At 57.0% G+C, this 24,392-nt stretch carries 20 protein-coding genes, 2 pseudogenes and 1 riboswitch; of the genes and pseudogenes, 10 read left to right on the top strand and 12 right to left on the bottom strand.

From position 1 onward, the window contains the following. Positions 1-262 (bottom strand): annotated as a pseudogene (locus tag AB1644_04720) (sigma 54-interacting transcriptional regulator). Between the two features lie 339 nt (positions 263-601). Then, positions 602-1,588: pseudogene (locus tag AB1644_04725) on the bottom strand (tetratricopeptide repeat protein). 1,103 nt (positions 1,589-2,691) lie between these two features. On the opposite strand from AB1644_04725, the gene AB1644_04730 reads away from it, so the two are divergent. The 10 genes from AB1644_04730 (at position 2,692) to AB1644_04775 (ending at position 12,771) form a co-directional block, all read left to right on the top strand. Beyond that, entirely contained in the window at positions 2,692-3,396 is a 705-nt protein-coding gene (locus AB1644_04730) for a PTS sugar transporter subunit IIA (protein ID MEW6050350.1), read from the top strand. A gap of 4 nt (positions 3,397-3,400) precedes the next feature. Further along, on the top strand, positions 3,401-5,377 hold the full coding sequence (locus tag AB1644_04735) for a proton-conducting transporter membrane subunit (protein ID MEW6050351.1): 1,977 nt from the start codon (positions 3,401-3,403) through the stop codon (positions 5,375-5,377). Next, positions 5,374-6,288 (top strand): NADH-quinone oxidoreductase subunit H, encoded by a 915-nt coding sequence (locus AB1644_04740; GenBank protein MEW6050352.1) that lies wholly within the window; start codon positions 5,374-5,376, stop codon positions 6,286-6,288. The genes AB1644_04735 and AB1644_04740 overlap by 4 nt, the downstream gene beginning before the upstream one ends. Before the next feature lie 4 nt (positions 6,289-6,292). Next, the gene (locus AB1644_04745) at positions 6,293-6,982 is read left to right on the top strand and encodes a hypothetical protein (GenBank protein ID MEW6050353.1); all 690 of its coding nucleotides are present in this window, start codon (positions 6,293-6,295) and stop codon (positions 6,980-6,982) included. Further along, entirely contained in the window at positions 6,979-8,457 is a 1,479-nt protein-coding gene (locus tag AB1644_04750; GenBank protein ID MEW6050354.1) for a proton-conducting transporter membrane subunit, read from the top strand. The genes AB1644_04745 and AB1644_04750 overlap by 4 nt, the downstream gene beginning before the upstream one ends. Then, complete coding sequence (locus AB1644_04755) at positions 8,457-9,932, top strand: NADH-quinone oxidoreductase subunit C (GenBank protein MEW6050355.1); 1,476 nt, start codon at positions 8,457-8,459, stop codon at positions 9,930-9,932. Before AB1644_04750 ends, AB1644_04755 begins: the two co-directional genes overlap by 1 nt. A gap of 11 nt (positions 9,933-9,943) precedes the next feature. Continuing rightward, complete coding sequence (locus tag AB1644_04760) at positions 9,944-10,726, top strand: 4Fe-4S dicluster domain-containing protein (protein ID MEW6050356.1); 783 nt, start codon at positions 9,944-9,946, stop codon at positions 10,724-10,726. A 177-nt stretch (positions 10,727-10,903) separates the two neighbouring features. Continuing rightward, positions 10,904-11,635, top strand: a complete 732-nt coding sequence (gene fdhD, locus AB1644_04765) for a formate dehydrogenase accessory sulfurtransferase FdhD (protein MEW6050357.1) — start codon at positions 10,904-10,906, stop codon at positions 11,633-11,635. Between the two features lie 7 nt (positions 11,636-11,642). Next, complete coding sequence (gene mobB, locus AB1644_04770) at positions 11,643-12,176, top strand: molybdopterin-guanine dinucleotide biosynthesis protein B (GenBank protein ID MEW6050358.1); 534 nt, start codon at positions 11,643-11,645, stop codon at positions 12,174-12,176. Positions 12,177-12,180: 4 nt separating this feature from the next. Beyond that, positions 12,181-12,771 carry a molybdenum cofactor guanylyltransferase gene (locus AB1644_04775; GenBank protein MEW6050359.1) on the top strand — a complete coding sequence of 197 codons (591 nt, stop codon included), beginning with the start codon at positions 12,181-12,183 and terminating at the stop codon, positions 12,769-12,771. Here AB1644_04775 and AB1644_04780 read toward each other — a convergent pair. The 10 genes from AB1644_04780 to AB1644_04825 form a co-directional block, all read right to left on the bottom strand. Continuing rightward, positions 12,768-14,735 (bottom strand): TonB-dependent receptor, encoded by a 1,968-nt coding sequence (locus AB1644_04780; GenBank protein MEW6050360.1) that lies wholly within the window; start codon positions 14,733-14,735, stop codon positions 12,768-12,770. The two genes, AB1644_04775 and AB1644_04780, sit on opposite strands and share 4 nt — an antisense overlap. 119 nt (positions 14,736-14,854) lie before the next feature. Continuing rightward, positions 14,855-14,973: riboswitch (molybdenum cofactor riboswitch) on the bottom strand. A gap of 2 nt (positions 14,974-14,975) precedes the next feature. Continuing rightward, positions 14,976-15,194 (bottom strand): hypothetical protein, encoded by a 219-nt coding sequence (locus AB1644_04785; GenBank protein MEW6050361.1) that lies wholly within the window; start codon positions 15,192-15,194, stop codon positions 14,976-14,978. A gap of 23 nt (positions 15,195-15,217) precedes the next feature. Next, on the bottom strand, positions 15,218-15,868 hold the full coding sequence (locus tag AB1644_04790) for a hypothetical protein (GenBank protein ID MEW6050362.1): 651 nt from the start codon (positions 15,866-15,868) through the stop codon (positions 15,218-15,220). Positions 15,869-15,879: 11 nt separating this feature from the next. After that, the gene (locus tag AB1644_04795) at positions 15,880-17,109 is read right to left on the bottom strand and encodes a hypothetical protein (GenBank protein MEW6050363.1); all 1,230 of its coding nucleotides are present in this window, start codon (positions 17,107-17,109) and stop codon (positions 15,880-15,882) included. A 69-nt stretch (positions 17,110-17,178) separates the two neighbouring features. Next, positions 17,179-17,682, bottom strand: coding sequence for a hypothetical protein (locus AB1644_04800; protein MEW6050364.1), 504 nt, complete (start codon positions 17,680-17,682; stop codon positions 17,179-17,181). 8 nt (positions 17,683-17,690) lie between these two features. After that, a complete protein-coding gene (gene nrfD / locus AB1644_04805) occupies positions 17,691-18,830 on the bottom strand; it encodes an NrfD/PsrC family molybdoenzyme membrane anchor subunit (GenBank protein MEW6050365.1) in 1,140 nt (379 codons plus the stop codon). Further along, complete coding sequence (locus tag AB1644_04810) at positions 18,823-19,635, bottom strand: 4Fe-4S dicluster domain-containing protein (GenBank protein MEW6050366.1); 813 nt, start codon at positions 19,633-19,635, stop codon at positions 18,823-18,825. Before AB1644_04810 ends, nrfD begins: the two co-directional genes overlap by 8 nt. Next, positions 19,635-22,643: a formate dehydrogenase-N subunit alpha gene (gene fdnG / locus AB1644_04815; GenBank protein MEW6050367.1), complete on the bottom strand. Its 3,009-nt coding sequence runs from the start codon at positions 22,641-22,643 to the stop codon at positions 19,635-19,637. Before fdnG ends, AB1644_04810 begins: the two co-directional genes overlap by 1 nt. A 28-nt stretch (positions 22,644-22,671) precedes the next feature. Beyond that, positions 22,672-23,571 carry a formate dehydrogenase accessory protein FdhE gene (locus AB1644_04820; GenBank protein MEW6050368.1) on the bottom strand — a complete coding sequence of 300 codons (900 nt, stop codon included), beginning with the start codon at positions 23,569-23,571 and terminating at the stop codon, positions 22,672-22,674. Positions 23,572-23,759: 188 nt separating this feature from the next. Then, on the bottom strand, positions 23,760-24,161 hold the full coding sequence (locus AB1644_04825) for a hypothetical protein (GenBank protein MEW6050369.1): 402 nt from the start codon (positions 24,159-24,161) through the stop codon (positions 23,760-23,762). Positions 24,162-24,392: the final 231 nt, after the last annotated feature.

Raw genomic sequence — 24,392 nt, forward strand, 5'->3', positions numbered from 1 at the left:
CATTAGCGTCGCCAATCTCATTCAGATATAGTGTCCCACCATCAGCCATCTCGAACAGCCCCGGCCGGTCACGATCCGCACCCGTGTACGCTCCCTTGGCACAGCCGAACAGTTCCGACTCCACCAGGTGATCCGGTATGGCCGCACAGTTCACGGCTACGAACTCACCACTCCGTCCGCTCTGCTCGTGGATGTATCGGGCCAACAGGTCCTTGCCAACACCCGTCTCACCCGTCAGAAGCACTGTCATCGCTGAACCCGCCACATGCCGCGCCAGGTCCAGTTTCGAGAGCATGACCGGACTCACCGTCACGATTGTAATGCTATCTCTGCCGCTACTCGGTCGGGGTGTAACGACCACACGTGACGGTCCCTTGTTCAACTCGGCGTTCACCTTTTCGATATACGGCGCCACTTCTTCGGCTTCGAAATACTCTTTCGCTAAATACAACAGTGCAGTCCGCTCTCCGGAATCAAACAGACCGGACGAGGCCGCCAGATAGCGGGTGACCGCGAGTTCATAACGCGAGGAGATCAGGTTGAACATGTCGAGCGCCTTGCGATACCACTCGCTGGCTTTGTCATTGTTCTTGCGCTGACACTCGACCTGAGCGAACACTCGCCAGCAGGCGGCGATCTCGACTTTCTGGCCGATCTTCTCCGCCACCTCAAGCGCCTGCTCGGCATATTTCTGGGCAAGTTCGAACTTCTGAAGTGCGATATGCAGATCAGCCAACAGCCGCTTGGTCTGAGACACGAGTGCGGATTCCGGTGCGACCTCCAGCGACAGCTTCAGCCCGGCCATGAGCGCTTTCCTCGCCTCGACGTACTCTCCCGCGAGGATATGGATCAGGCCGAGGTTTTCAAAGTAGATGGCTTTCTCGCGAGGATAGGTGTCGAGATAGGGGGTGCATTTGGCGATGGTTTGTTTGGCTAGTGTCAAATGTCCCTGCTGAACCACCGGTAGAGTCGACATAGCATAGAAGATCAATGCGTTTCTTGGATCTCCTTTGGTGACAGAGTGGCTACACGTGGAGTATTCTGCATTAGCTGCTCTTAATAGCCCTGCCCTAAGGTACAGTAGCGCCAGATTCATCGAAGCAACTGAGGCGCTTTGATTGTCCGCGATTTCAGCATAGATACTGGCACACTTCCGTAGGTTCTCAATTGCAGCGTCCATCTTACCGAGTTGAAATGCTACAAAGGACACCCTGTTCAGCGTCCGTGCTGCCCCCCTCTGGTCATCACACCGCAAGTAGCTTGCATACGCCTCCAAAAGCTGTTGCTGAGAATCACTATGCATCCCTATCGAGACGAGATGCCAACCCTTGAGATACTTTGCCAGCGCATATTTGGCCGTGTCGGACGCACTTCGAAAGATCGAAATTGCATCATCGATGATAGCCAGTTCCGCGTAGTCATCAAGGAAAAGCTTCGCCTCGGCCAACAGCAGGCAGTAATAGCCATAGTCCTCTTTGCTCAACGAAGTGGGCTCTATAGAGTGCAACTGGTGGATTGCTTCAGCGTACCGCTTACTGGCCAGAAGCTGTTCCACCGCTGATGTCAGCTGGAGGAAGGTTAGGTTCATCTGTATTCGTCTCTATTTGGATCGGCGGTTGCGATGTTACAATCAGATAGTGGCTAAACCAGAAATAAGATACCAAGCGAAGCCATAAGTAATTGGACCCTGACATCAGCGTAGTGTTGAAAGACGTTCTCTGGGCCGGCTCTCCCCAACCACTGTCATCCGTATCATCCACGTGCCGTATGTCGACCACATTTAGAGGCCGAGGGGCCCAGGCGGAGGCCGGGTTCGGTAGGAGTGCCACGGTGAACGACAGCAGTAACAACAGCGCGAGCACGCGCGTGGTCCTCCCCCACGATCTACGATGAATGGTGGACATGGCACACACTCCCTTCGAGCAACGGTTCTGCCTTCCGAGCACTGTCAGGCAAACGATACAACTACAACGATATTAACACCTGCCGTGATGGGATAGCGTCCCTGCTGATGGTTCGCACGAGCTTGAGACTCACGCGACTCGGCGGCCCACCCCGGCCGTTTTAGAACCCCTGTGTTCTGTTATCTGTATCTACAATACGAATCAGTGTACCGGTCTGTCAAGCATAAAAGTGAACTTATGGGCGGTTGCTCGACCGCTCCGAGTGGCGAGTTTGCACTACAAACTGACAGAATCTGTCAGTTACTGACAGGTTCTGTCAGTTTGCGGGGTGGCGGTGGCAACATTGGAGTTTGACCTTTGAAGTGTAGAAATGGCTGACCGGTAAGTTTGTCGTTTATATGTAACTTGTGGTTCGACTACGCTCACCACCATGCTGCGCTGCAGCGGCTGGATTTCAGCTTTCGCTGGAATGACATTGCAAACGGTGAAGTGTGAGTTCACACCGTCTACCTGTCGACAGACGGCAAGAACTGACACAACAGGGAACAGGGAGAGCCGGCCCTGAGGATACCAAAGTTGATATGCAGTTCGTAGTTCGACTTCGCTCACCACGACGCTGCGTTGTAGCGGCTGGATTCCAGCTTTCGCTGGAATGACATGATGGCGGCGTGAATCTGAATTCCGCGAGTCTTCTTTTTTCTTGACGTTTTCAGTACCGAAGTATAGTCTGTCCCAAGAAGGAAGTTGAGATACACAGATGTCGCGTTTACGAGAAACATGAGACTATATGACACTGACTGTTAAGGATATTGCCAGGCTGCTAAGTGTTTCTGAGAAAACGGTTTACCGCTGGATAAGCCAGGGACAGTTGCCGGCTTATCAGGTACATGAGCAGTATCGGTTTAACAAGGCGGAGATACTGGAATGGGCCACCTCGCGCAAGTTTCCGGTCTCGCCGGAGATCTTCACCGAGCCGGAGACCAGCGGCATTCCCATGCCGTCACTGGTCGAGGCACTGCAAAACGGCGGTGTGAATTACCGTGTAGATGGGGCTGATAAGTGGGTGGTGCTGAAGAACGTCGTGCAACTTCTGAAACTGCCCGAAGAAGTGGACCGCGAGTTCCTGTATCGAGTGCTGGTGGCACGTGAGGAATTGTCATCGACCGGTATCGGCGATGGTATCGCGATCCCGCACGTTCGAAACCCGGTGGTGCTTCACGTGTCACGGCCGCTGGTGACGCTTTTCTTTTTGGAACATCCGGTCGATTTCGGGGCGATTGACGGCCAGCCGGTATATGCGCTCTTCATGCTGATCAGTCCGACCGTGCGGGCGCATCTTCATTTGATCTCGCGGCTCGCTTATACGCTTCGCGATGAGGCGTTTCGCAATGTGATCCAGCGGCAGGGGCTCAGGGAGGAGATTCTCGAGGCAGCCAGAAAAGTCGAAGAGGCATTGGTGCAGGGAGCCGCCAAACCGTCGCAGACAAGGTGAGCGTATGGAGACGTTGCTTGTCGCGGTATCAATTATTCTCATCGGCGGTGTGATCTCGCTGGCGCTCCATCGGTCACCCGGCGCAGCCACGATGGCAGGTGTGGTCGGCATTGTCATCGGATGTTTAGTGGGCCTGGTCCCCTCGATACATTCCCTGTTAAGCGGCGGCAGCGATTTCATTCACCGGGCGTGGCATGTACCTGGCGGCAGTTTTTTTGTGGGTGTTGATCCATTATCAGCAGTCTTCCTGCTCGTCATTTTCGTTATCTCCGTGCCGGTCTGCTCTTACGGGGCATCGTACTGGTGGCATCATCGAAATGAATACGATCTCGGAGCGGCCTGGTTTTTCACCAGCGTACTGATCGGGTCGATGGCGATGGTGGTGATGGCGCGCAATGCGGTGCTCTTTTTGGTAGCGTGGGAAGCGATGTCGGTCAGTTCGTTTTTTCTCGTCACGCTCGAGCACGGTAAGCGCGAAGTTCGACGGGCCGGTCTGATCTATCTGATAGCTGCGCACATCGGCGCGGCGTTCCTGCTCGTGTTCTTTCTCCTTCTCGGACAGCATTCGGGGTCCTTGGATTTCTCCCGTTTCAGTGATGCACCGCAACTGACGGGCGTGCTGTTTTTGCTCGCTCTCATCGGTTTCGGCTCAAAGGCAGGGTTCATCCCTCTGCACGTGTGGCTTCCTGAGGCGCATCCGGCAGCTCCCAGCCATATCTCGGCGCTGATGTCAGGCGTGATGATCAAGATGGGTCTGTACGGATTGTTCCGGGCTCTGACGTTCCTTGGGCCTCCCGCGTACTGGTGGGGAATCGTCTTGATAGGCGTGGGATTGATCTCGGGCGTGGTGAGTGTCCTACACGCGCTGGCACAATCCAACATAAAGCGCTTGTTGGCATACTCGAGCGTTGAGAACGTGGGGATTATCGCGATCGGAACCGGTATCGGGATACTGGGCTGGTCGACCGGTTCGACAGCGATGGCTGCCTTTGGGTTTGGCGGCGCCTTGCTCCATATCGTCAATCATGCCGTGTTCAAGGGGGCACTTTTTCTGGCGGCGGGGTCCGTCATGCAGAAATGCCGAACGCTTGATATCGACCAACTGGGCGGATTGCTCAAGCGCATGCCGCGCACGTCGACCGTCGCGCTGGTGGCATCGATCTCCATAGTTGGTCTGCCGCTCGGCTGCGGCTTTGTCAGCGAGTTTCTTGTCTACGTGGCGGCGCTCCATGGTGCGTCATCGGCGCGAACCGACCTGGCCGCGGCATCCATAACAGTGGTAATTGGTCTCGCGTTGATCGGCGGTCTGGCCGCAGTCTGTTTTAGCAAGCTGTTTGGAATCGGGTTCCTTGGTGTGCCGCGAAGTGCGAGCGCGACAGAAGCGAATGAGTCCGACGGACTCATGACGATTCCGATGTTGGTTCTGGCGGGATTGTGTGTTGTGATCGGCCTCGGAGCGTTCGCCGTGCCCGTTTTCGCTGGTGGTGTGGTGGGCCTGGTGACCGGAATCCCATCGCACGCTATAACCGATGCACTGCAGCCGTCAGGCAATCTCCTGAAAGCGCTCAGCGTGGCGACAACTATCATTGGCTTGGGTGTATTCGTGGCGGCGATTGCCCGGTTGTTCGTTTTGCGAAACCGGTCTGTGAGAGAAACAGTCACCTGGGATTGCGGGTACGTGGCGCCGTCGGCCGAGATGCAGTACCGCGGCTTCTCGTTCGTACAGATCGTGACGGGGCTTTTTGCGGGATTACTTTCAATACGCAAGCGGCAGACGTTGCCCTCCGGTCTGTTTCCGCGACGGGGTCTTGTTTCCGTCAAAGTCCCTGATGGTCTCTTGTTGAGTCTCTATGAACCAGTCTTTCGCGGCGTCGGGTGGACACTCGGACGGTTGCGCTGGCTCCAGCACGGCAATGTGCATTTGTACATCCTCTACATTCTGATCACGCTTCTCATCCTGATGTTCTGGAATCTGCGATGAATATCAGTTGGTTGAGTGTGGGACATATCATTCTGGCATTGATCGCGGCGCCGCTTCTGCCCGGCTTCATCAATCGGACTAAAGCACGCATGGCGGGACGGCGCGGCCAGCCGCTCTTGCAGGCGTATGTCGACCTGTTCAAACTGTTTCGCAAGGGAGCGGTATACAGTCGGACGACATCGTGGGTGTTTCGAGCCGGACCCATTGTCAATCTGGCGGTTGTCGTATCGGGTCTGCTTCTTATCCCGTTCGCCGGAAGTCCGGCCGTGCTCGCGTTCGACGGTGACCTGATCCTGCTGGCGTATGCTCTCGGTCTGGCACGATTCTTCACGGTCTTAGCGGCGCTTGACACCGGCTCGAGTTTTGAAGGGATGGGGGCAAGCCGGGAGGTGACCTTTGCCGTGCTGGTTGAACCGGCCACGCTGGTCGGGCTGCTGGCGTTGTCGCGTCTCAGCCACAGCATTTCGCTGAGCGGACTATTGTATGCGTCGGGCGTTACCGGATGGAGCATCGGCGCGCCGGCCCTGGTGGCGGCGGCATTTTTTGTCCTGTACCTGGCGGAGAATGCGCGCATTCCGGTCGATGATCCAGCCACGCATCTCGAGCTGACCATGATCCATGAAGTGATGGTGCTCGACCATAGCGGGCCGGATCTGGGGTTCGTGCAGTACGCCGGAGCGTTGAAGTTGTGGGTGCTGGGAGCGTTGTTCGTGGGCGTAGTCACACCGGACCTGCGTGAGGGGGGCTTGTGGCTCTGCGAGGGGTTCGCGCTTGGGACAATGCTGCTGTTGTCGATCGCGGTGGGGCTGGTGGAATCATCCATGGCCCGACTGCGCCTGTTAAAGGTGCCGCAGCTTCTGGTGGGCGCAGGCGCTCTTTCGATGCTCGCGGCTATTCTGGTGCTGGGGTAACGAGATGTACGAGATAGTGAACGCGATAATCGTCGTGATCGTTATCACTAATTTCCTGTTGCTGGGAGCCGGCTGGCTGCGGGCATCCGTCCGTATTGTCTCACTTCAGGGTTTCACACTGGGACTGCTGCCGCTTTTCGTGCATCAGGAAGGCCTGACCATCCGTCTGGCCGCGATTGCCGTCCTGGTGATCGTCCTCAAGGGGGTCGTCTTTCCGCGATTGTTAATGAGGAGTCTTCGTGAACTGAGTTCAACGCGCACGGTGACCTACTATGTCGGACCGATGCCTTCGCTGCTGGCCGGGATTCTGGTCATGAGCAGTTCCCTCTGGTGGGGATATGTTCTGCCGCTACCGGACCAGACCGGGTACCGGTTGGCTATTCCGATGGTGTTCTTCACTATCGTCACCGGCCTGTTCCTGCTCGTGAGTAGAAGGCAGGCGCTGATGCAGATCATCGGGTACCTGACGCTGGAAAACGGCATTTATGCTTTTGGCGTCTTTTTCGCCCAGTCGGAATCAATGCTGATCGAGATCGGCATACTGCTCGATATTTTCGTGGGAGTGTTCATCATGGGGGTCATGGTGTTTCATATCAGCCGTGAGTTCGATTCCATCGAAGCCGGGCAGTTGAGCACGCTCCGGGACTGGTTCAGGAGCCGCAGAGAAGCGTTGAGCAAGGAACCGGAACAATGACTATTCTTGCTCTCATATTGGCGCCGGCGCTGGCCGGTCTCGCCTCGTTCGTGATCCGAAACAATACCGTACGACGAATGATCTTGGTGGGTACGGCTATGCTGCATGCGGTGCTGACTGCAACGGTGTGGGTGAACAAACCGGAACCAATTATGGCCGGATGGCTTCAGGTGGACGCGCTGGGATTGGTGTTCTTGTCTGCCGTGAGCTGTCTGTTCATGGCGGCAGCAGTGTATGCGGTATCGTACCTGGCGAGAGAAGAATCCGGTGCGCGGCCCGATTTCGAAGAATCGTTCTTGTTCGTCAATGAACCTGAGGCGGTGTTTGTGGGTTGCCTTATGTTGTTCCTGTCGACTATGACACTCGTCACGTTGAGTCACAACTTCGGGCTGCTCTGGGTAGCGGTGGAGGCAACCACGCTGACGAGCGCGCCGCTCATCTACTTCCACCGCCACCACCGGTCACTCGAGGCGACCTGGAAATACCTGCTGATCTGCTCGGTCGGCATTGCGCTGGCCCTGTTGGGGACCTTCTTCCTGGCGTTTGCGGCATCGGGGAAAGCGGGGGGCGGCATACCGCTGATGGTGGACGAACTGATTGCCAACGCCGCCTGGCTGCGGGTTCCCTGGATCAAAGTTGCATTCCTGTTCATGCTTGTCGGCTACGGGACGAAAATGGGCTTGGCGCCCCTGCACAGCTGGCTGCCGGATGCCCACAGCGAGGCGCCATCGGTGGTGTCGGCGCTTCTCTCAGGTGCGCTTCTTAATTGCGCGTTCATCGGCATACTGAGAGTGACACAGGTGCTCGACGCGACTGGCTCGGGGGCGTTCGCTCGCGGACTTCTCCTGGTGTTCGGGTTGATCTCGGTGGCGGTTGCCACTGTGTTCATTGTCGCACAGTTGGACTTCAAGCGGATGTTGGCCTATTCAAGTATCGAGCACATGGGAATTCTGGCGGTGGGGATTGGACTTGGCGGCGTAGGTTCGTTCGGCGCCATGCTGCATGCGGTCAACCATTCGCTCACCAAGGGGATGATGTTCCTGGTGGCCGGCAATATCCTGGCACGTTTCCGCACGAAATCCACGCGGATGATCGACGGCATGCTGGGTGAGATCCCGGTATCCGGGAGCCTCTGGATGGCCGGCCTGCTGGCGTTGACCGGAACGCCGCCGTTTGGGCTGTTCCAGAGCGAGCTGACGATCATCCGCGCGGCAATTGACTCAGGTCATATCCTGGTGGCAGTAACACTGCTGGTGGCGCTGGGTGTGATATTCGTAGGCATGTCGAGTATTGTGATCGGCATGGTGTTCGGCAAAGGAAGGCAGCAGCTTGATTCGAGCGTGGCGACAGAATCGCTGGCATCGGTGATACCGCCGATTGTTCTCTGCATGGGGGCGCTGCTGCTGGGCCTGTACATTCCACCTGTGCTGAATGGGATTCTCACTGAGGCGTCTCAATTGCTCGGGGGAGATTGATGTCAAGCGAACTCGCACTCACCTGTCGCCACTGCGAGATCGTGCGCTACGGAGAGATTCCGGTCCTGGGATATGACCAGTTTGCCGATACGGTCGCACGCGCTATTAGTGATGGTGACAGACTGGTGGCGTTGTTCGTTCAGCCGGAGGAAAGGGCCGAGCACCGGCTTTTCGCCATCTCCACCGTACGCGAAGAAGGTTCCCTGCGGATCTGCTCGACGCTGGTGGGAAACGCGTACCCCTCGCTCACGCTGCGCTGTTCACAGGCTCACTGGTTTGAGCGAGAAATTGCCGAGATCTGGGGGATCGAACCACAGGGTCACCCCTGGCTGAAACCGATTCGTTTCGAGGCCGCGCCAGTGGGGATCACGGAGTTTTTCAGTGTGCCGGGAGCGGATGTTCACCAGGTGGCAGTGGGTCCGGTCCACGCCGGTGTTATCGAACCGGGGCATTTCCGCTTCACGTGCTCAGGCGAAGCGGTTCTTCATCTCGAAATCTCGCTCGGATACCAGCACCGAGGCGTGGAGCAGGCACTGAGAGGCGGGCCAACACCCCGTACGATTCACTACATGGAGACACTCGCCGGAGACACATCGGTCGGGCACGCGACAGCGTACTGCCAGAATGTTGAGACACTGGGGCATTGCCACGTGTCGTTTCGAGGTATGGTCCTTCGCAGCATCGCGCTGGAACTCGAACGGCTGGCCAATCACGCCGGTGATCTTGGCGCGCTGGCGGGGGACGTGGGCTATTTGCCGGTCGCGGCGCACTGCGGTCGAATCAGGGGGGATTTTCTTAATCTGACCGCGTTCCTTTGCGGTAGTCGGCTCGGGCGCGGCATGGCCCGTCCGGGCGGTGTCGCCTTTGATCTCGATGAAGATCAGCTCGAAGTTCTCCAGCAGAAACTTGACCAGGCGTTTGCCGATGTCAGCATGACCGCGCAACTGCTCTGGGATACGCCCTCGGTGGTGAATCGTTTCGAGGGAACCGGGATATTGACCACCTCGCAGTGTCTAGAATTGGGGATTGTGGGACCACCGGCTCGGGCCGCGGGTGTGGAGCAGGATGTCCGGCTTGATCATCCGTCAGATGTGTACAGTTTCGCGCAGATCCCGGTGTCGCTGTGGCACACGGGCGATGTATTCGGTCGCGCCCATGTTCGCTGGCTGGAGATAGTCCGCTCAGTGGAGTTCATTCGCACCCGGCTCATCACACTGCACGCCGAGCCGGTGCGCGCCTCGGTCAAAGCACTCGAACCGAATGCGATTTCAATATCACTCGTGGAGGGATGGCGCGGTGAGATCTGTCATGTGGCGTGTTCGGATGGTGACGGTCGGTTCCGATGGTACAAAGTGATTGACCCGTCGTTTCACAACTGGGCGGGTCTGGCGCTGGCCATGCGAAATCAACAGATCTCGGATTTTCCGCTGTGCAACAAGAGTTTCAATCTCTCGTACTGCGGGCATGATCTTTAGAGCCACGATGTATGTTTAAGGCGCTGCTCACACGCTGGAAATTTGGAAACCGTACGATCGGTTTTCCTCTCGAAGCACCGGTATTGCCGGAGCGGTTTCTCGGGCGGCCGATAATCGGTCCGGAACCATGTGGGGAGAACTGTGCGAAGTGTTTTGAGGTATGTCCGACAACAGCGATAGAAATCGTTGAGCGACACCCTACAGTGGACCTCGGGCGGTGCTTGTTCTGCGGGGAGTGTCAACAGGCCTGTCCAGCGGGTCTGATCCGTTTTACAAGCAATTTCAGCCTTGCCGCCAATAAGCGGTCCGACCTGCTGGTTCGACACGATGCCGAACAAAAGCTGGTTGAAAAGCTACATGTAGAGATGTTACGATTGTTCGGGCGGTCACTTCGATTGAGACAAGTGAGTGCCGGCGGATGCAACGGCTGCGAAGTGGAAGTAAATGTTCTGGGTACTATCGTGTATGACCTTGGCCGATTCGGTATCCAGTTTGTGGCATCCCCCCGGCATGCCGACGGCCTCTTGATCACCGGCCCGGTGACCGAGAACATGCGGCTGGCACTCCAGAAAAGCTACGAGGCAGTACCTGATCCGAGGGTAGTCATCGCGGTTGGCGCCTGTGCCATATCGGGAGGGCCGTATATCGACCATCCGCAGGCGCACAATGGAGCCGCCAGCCAACTGGCGGTCGACCTCTTTATACCGGGTTGTCCGCCACATCCTCTGACGATCCTCGATGGCCTACTTCGGCTCCTGGGTCGCATGCCTGCAGAGCGGATATCGCGCCTGTAGTAGCGCTTCAGAAACATCCACCAGAGTAACCGTCGCCAATTGTGACACATGAAGCGGGGATTTCTGTTGAGGTCGAGAATAGCCTTGTCTCTTTGCAGCGATGAGATATATTAGTAGTAATGGTGGATTATTTCATCCAGCTACATTTGATTGACTACAGAGTTCGAGCAGTACGCCATGGTTGCAGCTGACCACCTGCCTGAAGAAGCGCTGGTCGAACTGGTGTTGAGCACCGGTCTGTCCACGACGCTTATTTGCACCCCTCACCATCTGCCTGAGCTAGTCACCGGTTGGTTGTTTACTCAGGGTCTGGTGAAAGGGAGCGAGGATATTTGTTCCCTTCAAGTCTGCGATATGAACAGGCGTGTGCTGGTACAGATAAAACAGGACGGTTCGGGGGCGGCCGCTTCCTCCCGGATGATCGTATCATCAGGGTGCTCAGGCGGCAGGGTTCTTGCGGAGTCGTTCCGTATCGGCGAATACTACTGCCGGTCGGAGCTGACGGTGTCAATGGCAGGTTTGGATGAAGCCCTCGCGAACATGTATGAGCGCCTCTCGACCGGACAAGCACTGTCGGGTCTTCATTGCGCCGCTCTGGTCCCACAGGGCGGCGCGGAAGAAATTGTGGCTGATGTTGATGTCGGCCGCCACAACGCGGTGGACAAAGTGATCGGTGCCGCATTGACCTGGGAGTTCCCTTTTGGTCAATCTGTGCTGGTCACCAGTGGACGAGTTTCTTCTGATATGGTGCTGAAGGCGATTCGAGCCGGGATTCCGATCATAGCGACACGTCGCTCGGTCACCAGTCTCGCTGCTGAATTCGCTGAGAAAACAGGAATCACCGTTGTGGCCCGGCTATCCCGGGGCGAGCCGCTGGTTGCTGGGAATGGGAATCGCATTAGCGGATAATGGCATTATGACCAGGATCCTTCATGTTGTCGGCTGCAAGCATGCCGGCAAGACCCGCACGTGTGAGGTGCTGATCCCGCCGCTGCGGCGCCTTGGCCTGTCAGTGGGCACGCTGAAATATACCGAGCATGATGGGTTCGATTGGGATGTTGAGGGAAAGGATACATTCCGCCACCGGCAAGCGGGGAGCGATATCACCGGCATTTTCGGGCGTCACTGTTACGCGTTTTCCGACAACCGCGCTCAGGCGCAGGGCATATCGATCGCCCAGATGATCCGGACGTTTTACTCGGGGTTAGACCTCGTGCTGATTGAGGGGTACCGCATGGATGAGGCGCGCAAGATCGAGGTGCTTAGGCCAGGGTACACGGATCATGCGGTGGCCAATCCTTCTCAACTGGTGGCAACTTATGGAGAACGGCTCTTCGAGTATCAAGCGCCACACTTTGCGTATGGCGCCGAAAACCAACTGGCGCTTCACATCCTCACGCATCTCACGGAACTGACATCTTTCGACGATCATCAACCGCAGGCGGAATGACGACATGTTCGGAAGCGCGGCAATTCTGGCGGGAGGAGCAAGCAGTCGCTTCGGTTCACCAAAACAACTCTATGAATTAAACGGGCGGCCGATGGTCACGGTCGTAGCGGAACGGCTACGCGGTCTGTTCGGGGGTGTCTTTGCGGCCGGCTGGCCGCACGGACTTCCGGCGCCAGATGGGTTGCCGTGCTTTGAGGACATTCATGTCGGCAAGGGCGCACTCGGCGGGATTCACACGGCAATTACCAATGCAGGCGGTGACTGGGTGTTTTGTTGCGGGTGCGATATGCCGCTCATACAGGCAACAGTGATCGGACGGATCATCGAATCGATAGGGGACGAAGATATTCTGCTGCCGGTCATCAACGGGACCCGCCAGCCGCTGCATGCCGTGTACAAACGGCGCATCCTTCCCATGGTCGAAAGACTGTGCACCGCTGACTCTGAGTTTCTGCCCGATCTACTCGCACGGGTCGAGGTTCGATATCTTGAGGAGGCCTGGTTCGCAGACCTCCCCGACTATGCGCTTTCGTTCGTAAGTATGAACGATCGGCTTCAACTCGAAAAGTATCGGGCTGAACTTGCCCTCCTTTAGAACTTGACCTCCGCTCCAGCGGCCACCAGGCGTCCGGGCATCGGGTAATACCGTTCCTCTTCGTAGTTCGTATCAAACAAGTTCCTGACGTTTACGAACAGCTCCACATAGGTCGCCACCCGATAGGCGGCCCTGACGTGAGCCAGAAAATAGTCGCGCATCGGCTGCTTATTGGGATCGACGCGATCGACGATGGACTGGCCGGTGTGACTGACGCTGAGTCCGAATCCCGTCTTCACGTACACCTGGTAATCGATCTTGTGTCGCGGCGAATGCGAGCGTCGATCCCGTATGGTTCCGCCAGTAGTGGTATTGAATTCGTACGCATCGAGATACATGTAATTCAGGCTGATCCCTCCGCGATGAGTATCATAACTCAGACCGGATTCAATTCCGGACAGATCGACGTCTTCAAGGTTTTCATAGAGCGAGTCGCGGTGTTTGCGGTCGATCAGGCCCGCCACATCGCTGCGAAAGTACGCCTGTGTGAAGGTGAGATGATCCACGGGTTTCACACCGTATCCCAATTCCAGCTTCACAGCTCTCTCCGGTCCCAGATCGGGATTACCCGACGTGCTGGCATAGAGCTGGTTCAGAGTCGGGAAGCGTGTGACGCGCGAGGCCGTTGCGTGCAGGTCCAACCACGAGCGGGGTGCATATTTCACGCCTCCGTAGATATCGACGGCATCGGTGGAGGCGCCATCCGGTTTCGAGGTCATGTAGCTGTATCCGCCCCCCAACTCGGTGCGAACGGCGTGGTTGAACTGGTATTCGAACTGATCGCTTAGGGTAGACGTTGTGATCTGGTTTTCGAGCCAGATTTTCCCAGTGTCCTCCTGGCGCTTGATGCCGTCGCGCCGGAGATTGAGACTCGTGGCATTCCGGGCACGGTCCGTCAGCTCGACATCGGCATTGAGCAGTGCGCCCCAATCGTAGCTATCGTGATAGCTGTCGAACACCAGATTTGGATCGGTCATGGCACTGTCCCGCCACCGCTTGAGACGGTTCTCGCAGTCGTCGTAATACAGCTTCCCCTTCCAGTGGAGATGCGAGCCAAACTGACCGTCGGCACCGGCATCGGCGTACCAGCGCCGCCAGAGCGGATATCGCTGGTATTGGGCGCGGTCCGTACCGGTGGGAAGCCCGCGCACGGCATCATACGCCCCTGCCGAGAACGAAAACAGGGTGCCGCTAGCCAGCGTGTAATTAAGTTTGCCATCGACATTGACATGGCGATAATCCGAGTTGTAGCGGAGACCGCCATCCTCGCGGCTGTTCGGTTCGAAGTCATCCGACAGGTCGTAACCGTCAGACGAAGAGCGCCCTGCGGACAGCCACCAGTCAAAGCGGCCGGCTGCGTCGCCATAATTAAGGAGAGCATCGTATCCGGCGTTTTCCGCAGCCGACATCCGCAACTCACGGACAGGCCGACCAGAGACGCGCTGGCTCACGATGTTGATCACACCGCCCATACTGTTGGCGCCATAGAGCGCCGGCGCCGGGCCTTTGACGACGCTGATCTTGGAGATATTGCTCAGTGGAATTGTCGTCAGGTCAAGATCGCCATAATACGGCAGCGCGACAGGTCTTCCGTCATACAGCACCAGCGTTTCCTGCGACTGGAACCCGCGAATCTGCACACGGGATTCTCCCTTGCTGCCGGCAGTAACGATGAGCCCGGGCGCTCCGGACAGCGCGCCGGTCACATTGGTGCTTCCCTGCATCTTGATCGACGTGCCAAGAATATCACTAACTGACGACACGGGCGTATCCTTGCGACCCCTAACCGTGATGATCTCCCCAAGATGGTAAATGGGCAAAGAGTCCTGGTACGCTATCGTATCAGTTGCGGCCGGCAGGCTCTCGGCAGCGATTGGCCGCTCACACAGACAAGCGAATACGGCGGCTGCCAGAATGAAGGTCCACCGCAGTGTTCTCGGATGAGACGTTACAGAAGGCGACATAATCATACTCCTCTGATGATATGGATGTATTGGCGGCACATGTGCAATACCGTTACCCCACCCCGTGTAACGGACATGTCGTGAGGAATATGAATGACCTGATGGCAGCTACAACTGCCGGTCCCATATCTCGCTGACCTTTCCAAACAGGGGAGGCCGGGACGTTTCCATCCCGACCCGGCGGCCGCTCCCCGTAGCATGTCGCCGTAGGCGGAGCGGCTCGGTCAGGGTACTATCTACTTATTTTTTCTTTGTCTTTCGGCTCCGGCGAGCCTTCATGGCAATCTCAATTGTTTTCGGTGCACCGTCGAGTCTGAGGGAGGAAACCATGCCCAGCACGGTGTTACCCACCACCGACTTAACGAATTTGTTCAGCTTAAGCGCTTTGCCGTTAACGCGAATGCGAACGTCGTCAATCGTGGTACTTATGCGATCTTCTCGATCTGTCGTATCAGACATATCCGTGTCCTGTTATCCGACCCCTACATTCTCTGAAGGATCGCTCCGATAGTCCAGCAACCGGTCGACACTGTAATGACTGTCCCGTTGAACAAAACTGGTTTGAGACCGGCCAGCCGCGTGTATGCCAGCACTCGGCTCCGGCTGAGCAGCACGGCCACGCCGTATCCAAGCACGCTCGCCAGGGCGGCCTGCATGCCCACGGTGGCTACCCATTGCATCAAACCGCTGAAGCCACGCTCGGCCCACCAGTGGTTCTGGAACAGGTAGGCCTGCGAGGTGCAGAACACGAGCGCGTTGACCGTTCCCGAGAGAAGCATGAGCACTGCCATGGCGCCGAGTGAGAGTGCGCGTTGGCGCATTTCGACCAACGAGAACAGTATCTCGAGCACGATTGCCTGGCCGACCACACCGGCCAGTTGACAGGTGTACAGATTGGGCAAACCGAGGAATTTGAATCCGGCCGCAACCAGTCCGATGGCAAGGATCGATCCCCGGTACGGCAACGCCATGCGGGCATACGACAGCACCATCACCGCTATCAACGCCAGCACAACCGAGCGCGAGACGACCTCCCCCACACCTTCCATCGAAGCGGTCACGACGGCTTCGAGACCGCCCCAGATGGAGCCAAAGAGCAGGATGGAGAGAAGGGTCCGTCTTGAATAGTTCATACAATTCCTCCTCAGAACGAGAATTTGCTTGAGAAATTGACGCTCAGATTGTCACCGTCATCTTCGATTATTGCCGCAGACGGCGTGGTCACGTATTTCTTGTAAGTGGTCTTGATGTACCCGACCTCAATCCCGAAGCGTACTTTGCTCACGGGCGCGTAGAACATGTTTCCGAAGACGGTGAAGTTCTTGGAGAGTTTCGCCGTTCCTGTGTCGTGGGTGGCTGTTGAGTCCACCTGCTCTTCATCAAGAATCTCCATACCGGCGCCGCCGTTGAAGGAGACTTTGGAGTTGGGCGGTTTGACACCGAGCGTGGCCCATCCGCCCATGACCTTCACAGGTTCGTTCTTGACACCGGTCGTAGAGCTCCAAGTATCCTTGAAATACGACGCATTCGAGAATAGCGAGATGAGGTTGGCGCCATAGAACCCCTCGCCCATAAACGTGACAACGGGAGAACCGGCTTTGAAATCAAGGGCGGCGGCGTAGGTCGTGGTTTTGTCTTCATATGTCGTGTCGTTGAGTGCTACCTCGAAATCCTCCTGGCCGAAGTGCCCGGAGACACCGACGGTAACATTGGGAGTCCCGAATGCGAACCGCCCCTGTGCGAAGGGCAGGCCATTCAGTTCGCCTGCTCCCATCAACTCGGTCTGGCCATACTTGGCTGCCGGGTCCTGGTCGGAGGCCAGCGGGCGGACCAGCGCCAGTTGGGCGAGAAAGGTCTGTTTCTCGGTCGCGTTCTTGTACTCGAACCGAATCTGCGGCATCCGATTCCAAAGATTGCCGGAGCTTGAGAATCCCGGTATGGAAACGTGGGCGTCAGTTTCCGGCGAGAGCGGTGCAAAACAGGTCCAGTCCTGACCGAACAGTAGTGTGACCTTTTGCTTAGTCATCGTGAAGTATGCCAACCGCAGACGGGGTGCAGCCTGCATGGAACCGCCATTCTTGCCGCTTCCTCTCAGACCCCAGAAGTCGATCTCAGCCTTGCCGGCAATCTTCCAGCCGGCTTCTTCCATACTGAGATTTAAGCCAAGCCGTGTTTGGCGCGCCGTCAGAAGCAGGTTCTTGGTGCTATCGGTGAGGGCGGCTACAGTCGGTATGTCCGCGTTGACGTTGTTGTTGTATTGCAGGTTCGACAAAATGAAACCGTACGGTTTTGCCGTAAGTTCGTTCTGCGCCCCGACGGCGGTCCCGAGTGTGATGATGAACAGACACGCAATGATGACAGACAACTTCCTCATGTGTTCCTCCGTGTGACGGTTATCTGGGGTCAGCGTGTACCCCGAATGTTTCGACTACTTTTTTTCCAATCAGAATCCAAACAGTTGCTGGTATGACCGGTGGAGACGGTCGACCTCTTCACGATCCGCCGTCGTTTTCGATCTCTCGAGCATCTGGCGAATGATCTCCTTGCGCTCTTCCTCGGACTTGATGCTGAGCATGCGCAGGCGGGTCTTCTCGTGACATGAGTTGCACTGCAGCAACTCGAGCGAGGCGTGAATTTTTTCCACGTCGTCCGGATCGATCTTCGAGCCGGTCATGGTCTGCATGTCCTGGATCATGTTCAGCAGGTCCGCTTCACTGCCGTGAAACGAGGCGAAACGGGACTCCGAGTGGCAGCGGCCGCAGTTCTTCTGGAGCACGTCGACATCGGCAGCCTGTTTCAGATTCGCCAGATCGGACTTGGTGGCCAGGGTGGCCTGAAGACCGGACAGCTCGGCCCGGGTGCCCAGTGTCAGGTTGGTCACAAACAGCAGCAACAGGGTGTTGCAGATAAGCAGAAACATCACCAGCACGCGCATTTTGGCGTCCATACTAATTCTCACCTCCCATGCTCAACGACTGAGCGGGGTTCATGGTAAATGGCGAAGTTCTTAACGGCGAAATAGAAGGCGATCAGGCCGGCGCAGACGACACCGATAGTGATGAGAATCTCGCCGATAGCCGGATAGTAGCTCTCCCAGCGCTCGACCGTGATGCCGGTGACGGCCACGTTGAGCCGGTTCATAACGACGCCTATGACGACACACAGGGCGGACCAGAACTGCCCGGTGCGACTCGTGTACACTTCTCTATTGAGCAGGAGCGCCAGCGGCAGCACCGCGCCAATAAGCAGTTCAAGCCAGAAAGCGATGGCGGCCACGTTAAACACGAACAAATACGGTATGGCGTCACGGGCCATCAAATCTGCTCCTCGCATGATGAGGTAGATCATCAGGATCACCGGGATGGCGCGCGCCGGTCCGGTCAGCAGTTCTGTTTCCGGCGGGCGCTTGAATGCTTTGGATGAGAACATCCCCTCCACAATCACCATAGCCGGTCCCACCGCGATGGCCGAAGCCAGGAATAAAAGCGGGAGAATCGGCGTGTACCAGAGCGGATGGAGTTTGTGTGGCACAATGAGGAACACCGAACCCAGCGAGGACTGGTGCATGGTCGACAGGATCACACCGGCAATGACGAAGCCGATCGTCACTTTCTTGACCAGTGTCAGCGCCTTGTGCATCTTGAAGCGCTCCAGAACCGACGGTGCAAACTCGACGGCCAGGACGACCGTGTAGAGAGCGACACACGAAGCTACTTCGAACATCACCGACTTGACCTGGAAATGGTACAGGGGTCTCCAGATGTTCCAGGGGCGGCCAAGGTCAACCATCAGGGCGACAATCACGAGAACATATCCGAGGAACGCTGTCAGAATGGCAGGCCGCACGAGTGCATGGTATTTCTCGCGTCCGAAGATATGGACCACAGCGGCCGTGGTGAACCCGCCTGCCGCCAGCGCCACACCCGACATGACATCGAAACCAATCCAGATACCCCACGGGTAACCATCGGAGAGATTAGACACGAAGCCTATTCCGAAGGCGTAGCGGAGGAGCGCCGTGACGACGCCAATAGCCGTCAGGACGATCAGTGTCCAGAGGCCGGGACCCAGTTTGATGTTCGCATTGTCAGTCATGGATCTCCTCCTTTCGCTGTTCGTTCTCATCGGCGAGTTTTATCCGCCGTTGGATCACTTTGTAAGTAGCCGAGAGCCCCAGCGCGAGGCCTACGATCAGCGGGGGCACAGCGTGCATGGCCGGCTCCGTGTACTCCAACAGGGCCTTTTGGGGAAGGTTGGTTTTGTAACCAACCTGTTCGAACGGGACCTGCGAAAGGTGCAGGACACAGGTGCCGCCCACCTCGTCTTTTCCATAGACCTGGTGGACATAGCGCGAGGGATGACGGCGGATTCGTTCTTCGGCTTCGGCAATCATGTCGTCGCGATCACCGAACGTGAGCGCCTGAGTCGGACAAGCCTTGACGCACGCCGGAATGCCGCCGTTGGTCACGCGGTCGGCACACATTGTGCACTTGGTGATCTGAGGCGTGAGTCCGTCGCTCCACTCGAACTTCGGAACCAAGAAGGGACAGGCCAGGAGGCAATAGCGGCAGCCGAGGCACCGGTTCTTATCATAGACGACCGGTCCCTCAGGCAGTTTCTCAATCGCCTTGCCCGGACAGCAGGAGGCGCAACCGGGTTCATCGCAGTGCATGCACCGCATATTGCCGAACACCCAGTTGAAACGACCACCTACTGACAGCTCGTTATAGGTGATGAGCGTCCAGGTATCTTCGTTGAGATTCTGCGGGTTTTGGTACCCGGCCCCGGAGAAGAACCGGGTCGAACTCGTCTTGCGGTTGTTCCATGACTTACAGGCAACCATGCAACCACGGCAGCCGATGCACCGGTTGTTGTCGACCAGTATTGCTTTCATCGCCATCACACCGCCTCCTTCTTCATGACATCCACGAGGAACGCCTTGTACTCAGGGATCATGGTGTTGGCATCGCCGACATGAGGTGTCAACACGTTGGCCGAGTCCCCTGTCGCGAGCCCGGCATAGCCGTAGTGCCAGATGATACCCACTTCATCGATCAGCCGGCCGTCGACCCAGAACGGTTCAAACCGCTCGGTGACCAGGGCATACGCCTCCATGCCGCCGCGGGCGGAAATGATGCGGACGCGGTCGCCGTTGACGATCCCCTTACGTTTGGCGAGGTCCGTGCCGATCTCGATAAACGCATCCGGCATCAGCTCCACCAGCCAGGGCATATTCCGTGTCATGGCACCGGCCTGCCAGTGTTCGCTCACCCGATAGGTTGTGGCCACAATCGGATACTTATCCGGACCACCGAGGTTGTCCACATCGGGAGTCTTCCACACCTTGGTGACCGGGTTGAACGGCACATGGTTCATAAGGTTGCGGACCGGGCTTTCCACTGGCTCATAATGCTCAGGGAATGGTCCTTCCTCGACACCGCTGCTGAAGAGGCCTGCCACCCCTTCCGGTCGCATGATGAATGGTAGTTTTTCACCCGGTGGCCACGGGCCGTCCGGCACGTCCCCTTCCCAGGCTTTCTTCTCTTCATTCCACCGGATCACCCAACGATTGGGGTCGAGCGGCACGCCCTGTTTGTTGACCGACGCACGGTTGTACAGAATGCGACGGTTCACCGGCCAGGTCCATGCCCACTTGGGGAAGAGACAAAGTTTGCTCGGCACATCATCACGAGAACGGCGCGCCATCATGTTGCCGTCATTCGTGTAACTGCCGCACAGGATCCAGTTGCCACAGGCAGTGGAACCGTCATCCATAAGGAAAGCAAAGCCGGGAACCTGGTCCCCTTTCTTGAAGAACTTGTTCTTGTCCGGGAAGGCGGTGTCTTTCAGGAAATACCCATTGGACTCTTTGGCCGCCATGTGGACATCCGGTTCTTCGCCGGAACCATAGTTCCATGTGACCCTGAGCACCGGATCGGGAAACGCGCCGCCAGACGCGTACTTCTTTTTCAGTTCCTTCACGAGGTGGTCAACAATCCAAGCATCCGATCGCGCATCCCCTGGCGGATCGACTGCCTTGTACCGCCATTGCAGCATGCGCCCAGAGTTGGATACGGAGCCTTCCTTTTCAACGGAAGCCGCCGCCGGGAGCAGAAACACCTCGGTGTCGACATCGGCGGCATTCACACCGGGCCGTTTCCAGAAGATTGAGGTCTCCGTCTCGAACAGATCGACCGCCACCATCCAGTCCAACTTGTGCAGGGCGGCCCGCTCCATGTTGGAGTTCGGTCCACCCACGGCCGGATTCTGACCAAAGCAGAACAGCCCTTTGATCTTCCCGGCGTACATCGCCTCGAAGAGAGCGATATGCGAGTAGTTAGCGGACCGTTTAGGGACGTAGTCATAGCCGAAACCATTCTCAACGGTTGCATGGTCGCCGTACCACGCCTTGAGCAGGCTGGCAATGTATTTCGGAGTGTTGCCCCACCAGTTGGCGCTGAGGGGATCCTTGGTGGTCGGCGTGTAGTTCTTGATATAGGTCGCCAGATCGACATCGGCCGCCGCCGGAGACTTGAGATACCCGGGCAGCAGATGGAACAGCAACGCCGCATCGGTGGAGCCCTGCACGTTGGATTCGCCCCGCATGGCATTCACGCCGCCGCCGGCGATCCCGATGTTGCCAAGCAACAACTGCAATATGGAATAGGAGCGAATGTTCTGCGTGCCGTGGGTGTGCTGAGTTGTCCCCATGGCATAGAGCCACGTCCCGGCGCGGTTCGGCGCCCAGGTGGAGGTGTACACCTCACAGATCTTGCGGAAATCTTCCCTCGGCGTCCCGGTAATCTGGCAGACAGCATCGATGGTGTACCGCGAAAAGTGCTTCTTCAGCAACTGGAACACGCACCGTGGGTGCGTAAGCGAGTTGTCCCGCTTCGGCATCTCATTGCCGTCAAGCTCGTAGACCCAGCTGGATTTGTCGTAGATTCGCTTGGCTTGATCGTAGCCGGAGAAGATGCCGTCGTGGAAATCATAGCGCGAGTCGATCAAGTAAGACGCGTTCGTGTATTCGACGATATAGTCGCGATTGAATAGGTTGTTTTCCAGCGCGAAATTGATCATACCGCCGACGAAGGCGATATCGGTTCCCGATCGGAGCTTGGCATAATGATCGGCAAACGCTGACGTGCGGGTGTACCGCGGGTCAACCGACAGGACGATAGCGCCGCGCTCTTTGGCGCGTTGCAGCCAGCGGGTAGCCAGCGGGTGGTTCTCCGCGCAGTTGGAACCCATGATCATGATGACATCGGCATTGACCATATCGGTCCACTGATTGGTCATTGCCCCTCGACCGAACGAAGCCGCCAGACTGGCGACAGTGGACGAGTGTCATATTCGGGCCTGGTGCTCGAGGTAGACGACCCCCAGCGCCCGCATCGCCTTGGAGAGCATGTAACACTCCTCGTTATCGAGCGCAGCGCCGCCGAGGCAGGCGATCCCCTCGGTGCGATTGACCAGCTTGTCGCCATCTTTGGCCACGAAAGTCTTGTCACGAGTAGTCTTCACCCGGTCTGAAATAGTCTCAACAGCCCATTCCCACGACTTTTCCTCCCACTTGGTCGACTTGGGGGCACGATAGAGGACCTTGGTCAATCGACGGTTATTGTTGGCAATCTGCGAGATAGCCGCCCCTTTGCTGCAGAGGGCGCCTTCATTGATGGGATGCTCGGGATCCCCCTCGGTATTGATGACCTTACCGTCAACAACCGAGACGATCTGGCCACACCCCACGCCGCAGAACGGACAGATGGTGGTGGTTTCTTTCGCCTTGGCCGTTTTGAGTTTGAGAGGCGGCACGGCCGCCGCCGGGGGAGTAAGGCCGAACAGGGCCACGCTTGAAGCCAAGCCGGCGCCGGCAGTAGCGAGGAACTGACGTCGCGAGGTTTTCATGAGTTCTTTCTCCCGAATGAATATCGAATCACATCATTGCTCTTTGACGATAGGCTTGGGAAGCAGGATTGTCCTGCATGTCAAACGCTGCATAGCCGACAAAATCCTGGATGTACCCTTCGAACGCGGCGGTTATGTCGACCGCTGACGATGCCAGGTACTCGGCATCGAGATCTACCATCGTGTTTTCCGGCACGACGATGGTCTTGAGATAGCGACGACAGCTGTCACAGGAATAGGCACGGAATTTGTCCGAGCTGTCGACCTGCAAATAACCGAGCTTAATTTGGTCCTTCTCCATGCAGAACGGGCATCGAAGACGCGGGAAACGCCAGCCATGATCACAACCGATGCACCACAGTTGCATGCCGCCTTCTTTGGCATCGATCTGACCCATCCGCGACCAGAGTCCGCACACCGGGCAATAACCATACGGCCAATCCTTGAATCTGCCCTGATCGGCGGCCAGGTCGGCCGCTGCCTGTCTGATAGGTCGCACGAGGTACACGGCGAAGAAGGCGAGTATTTCAAGAGGGAGCCCTTGCCGTCGACTGAATTCGGCCACCGCCGCGCCGGAGCCCGACAATGTCAGGTTGGTAAGCGCCGAAATCGATTTCGGGGACTCTGCCGGGTCGGAAACAAGACCATTTATGTTGTGAAACTTTTCACTAACATGGTCACACAAAAGGAGTACCAGCTCGCGCGCGTACGACACCAGATGGTCTACAGGCAAGGGTACCTCGACGCGGGCAAAAAGGGGCGAGCCCTCGGGCCGCGTGTCAATGCTCCAGCCCTGAACATGCTCTCGGATTACGGCGGAAAACAATTCCGTCGTATGCAGTCGCAGGTTCGTTTCGCGAAGCCCAAGCGTGAACCGCTCGGCCTGCTGGCGATCACTACGAGAGATGACCTGTCCCGGTGCATTCATACTGATAACATTGGTCTCGATGTTCTTATAGCGTTTGTACGGATATGTATACATCGCCTTTGAATTGTGTCAAGTAATTTCAGCACGAAAATAGGGTATTCAATACATTTTCTCTTCCTTTAAGTCCGATTAAGATGACCTTAGTTATTACAGAATTCGCCGATTTGCGCACTGTGCGGCTTGTGCGTTCACACGCCGGTTCTTGGTCGAGAGGTTCGCCACCACAAAGCGCCGACCACGACGGCCATGGCAGCATCGATACCGTTTGATACCAGCACGCCGACTTCACGCACCGAGCAGGCGTATTGGAGCGTGAGAAACAGGACCGCAGAGACCTTTGTAATCACGAGCACACGGACGTGGCGGTATCTGGAGAACTCGACCGCATAGAACGTTCCCAAAAGAACATGAAACAGGCCTGCCTGCTGCAGGAAGAACCGGTGGCAGTCGATCGACCAGCCGAAAAGTGACAGCAGCCATTTGGGGGCCGCCAGGAGGACGATGCCAAGCACGATGCTGTGCGCGGACACGAGAGTCACGGCAATCGCCAGAAGCGACAACTGATTGCGATCAGAGGCCTGTTCTGACATAGGTTCCCGCCCTTCTGTATTGACATGGCGTTGTATGTCTATTTTACTTACCATACGAAGGAACTTGTCGAGCCGCAAGCGCAAAGGCTTTCGGGGCATGGCCGGATACCGTCAAGCGAATTGTGTAAATTCGGGATTGGGCATATCCGCCGGGTTGTTTAAGACATAGGCGATTATTCCGTAAATGATTCGTTCCATGCTTGGGGTGTTGTTGAAAGAGCGCATCGGGAT

The sequence above is a fragment of the Candidatus Zixiibacteriota bacterium genome (assembly GCA_040753875.1).
In the GTDB taxonomy this organism is placed as follows: Bacteria; Zixibacteria; MSB-5A5; order GN15; family FEB-12; genus DATKJY01.

Excerpts from the sequence above, each read along its gene's own strand:
- AB1644_04730 (MEW6050350.1), top strand. The coding sequence starts at position 2,692 with ATGACACTGACTGTTAAGGATATTGCCAGGCTGCTAAGTGTTTCTGAG.
- AB1644_04735 (MEW6050351.1), top strand. The coding sequence starts at position 3,401 with ATGGAGACGTTGCTTGTCGCGGTATCAATTATTCTCATCGGCGGTGTG.
- AB1644_04740 (MEW6050352.1), top strand. The coding sequence starts at position 5,374 with ATGAATATCAGTTGGTTGAGTGTGGGACATATCATTCTGGCATTGATC.
- AB1644_04745 (MEW6050353.1), top strand. The coding sequence starts at position 6,293 with ATGTACGAGATAGTGAACGCGATAATCGTCGTGATCGTTATCACTAAT.
- AB1644_04750 (MEW6050354.1), top strand. The coding sequence starts at position 6,979 with ATGACTATTCTTGCTCTCATATTGGCGCCGGCGCTGGCCGGTCTCGCC.
- AB1644_04755 (MEW6050355.1), top strand. The coding sequence starts at position 8,457 with ATGTCAAGCGAACTCGCACTCACCTGTCGCCACTGCGAGATCGTGCGC.
- AB1644_04760 (MEW6050356.1), top strand. The coding sequence starts at position 9,944 with ATGTTTAAGGCGCTGCTCACACGCTGGAAATTTGGAAACCGTACGATC.
- fdhD (MEW6050357.1), top strand. The coding sequence starts at position 10,904 with ATGGTTGCAGCTGACCACCTGCCTGAAGAAGCGCTGGTCGAACTGGTG.
- mobB (MEW6050358.1), top strand. The coding sequence starts at position 11,643 with ATGACCAGGATCCTTCATGTTGTCGGCTGCAAGCATGCCGGCAAGACC.
- AB1644_04775 (MEW6050359.1), top strand. The coding sequence starts at position 12,181 with ATGTTCGGAAGCGCGGCAATTCTGGCGGGAGGAGCAAGCAGTCGCTTC.
- AB1644_04780 (MEW6050360.1), bottom strand. The coding sequence starts at position 14,735 with ATGTCGCCTTCTGTAACGTCTCATCCGAGAACACTGCGGTGGACCTTC.
- AB1644_04785 (MEW6050361.1), bottom strand. The coding sequence starts at position 15,194 with ATGTCTGATACGACAGATCGAGAAGATCGCATAAGTACCACGATTGAC.
- AB1644_04790 (MEW6050362.1), bottom strand. The coding sequence starts at position 15,868 with ATGAACTATTCAAGACGGACCCTTCTCTCCATCCTGCTCTTTGGCTCC.
- AB1644_04795 (MEW6050363.1), bottom strand. The coding sequence starts at position 17,109 with ATGAGGAAGTTGTCTGTCATCATTGCGTGTCTGTTCATCATCACACTC.
- AB1644_04800 (MEW6050364.1), bottom strand. The coding sequence starts at position 17,682 with ATGGACGCCAAAATGCGCGTGCTGGTGATGTTTCTGCTTATCTGCAAC.
- nrfD (MEW6050365.1), bottom strand. The coding sequence starts at position 18,830 with ATGACTGACAATGCGAACATCAAACTGGGTCCCGGCCTCTGGACACTG.
- AB1644_04810 (MEW6050366.1), bottom strand. The coding sequence starts at position 19,635 with ATGGCGATGAAAGCAATACTGGTCGACAACAACCGGTGCATCGGCTGC.
- AB1644_04820 (MEW6050368.1), bottom strand. The coding sequence starts at position 23,571 with ATGAATGCACCGGGACAGGTCATCTCTCGTAGTGATCGCCAGCAGGCC.
- AB1644_04825 (MEW6050369.1), bottom strand. The coding sequence starts at position 24,161 with ATGTCAGAACAGGCCTCTGATCGCAATCAGTTGTCGCTTCTGGCGATT.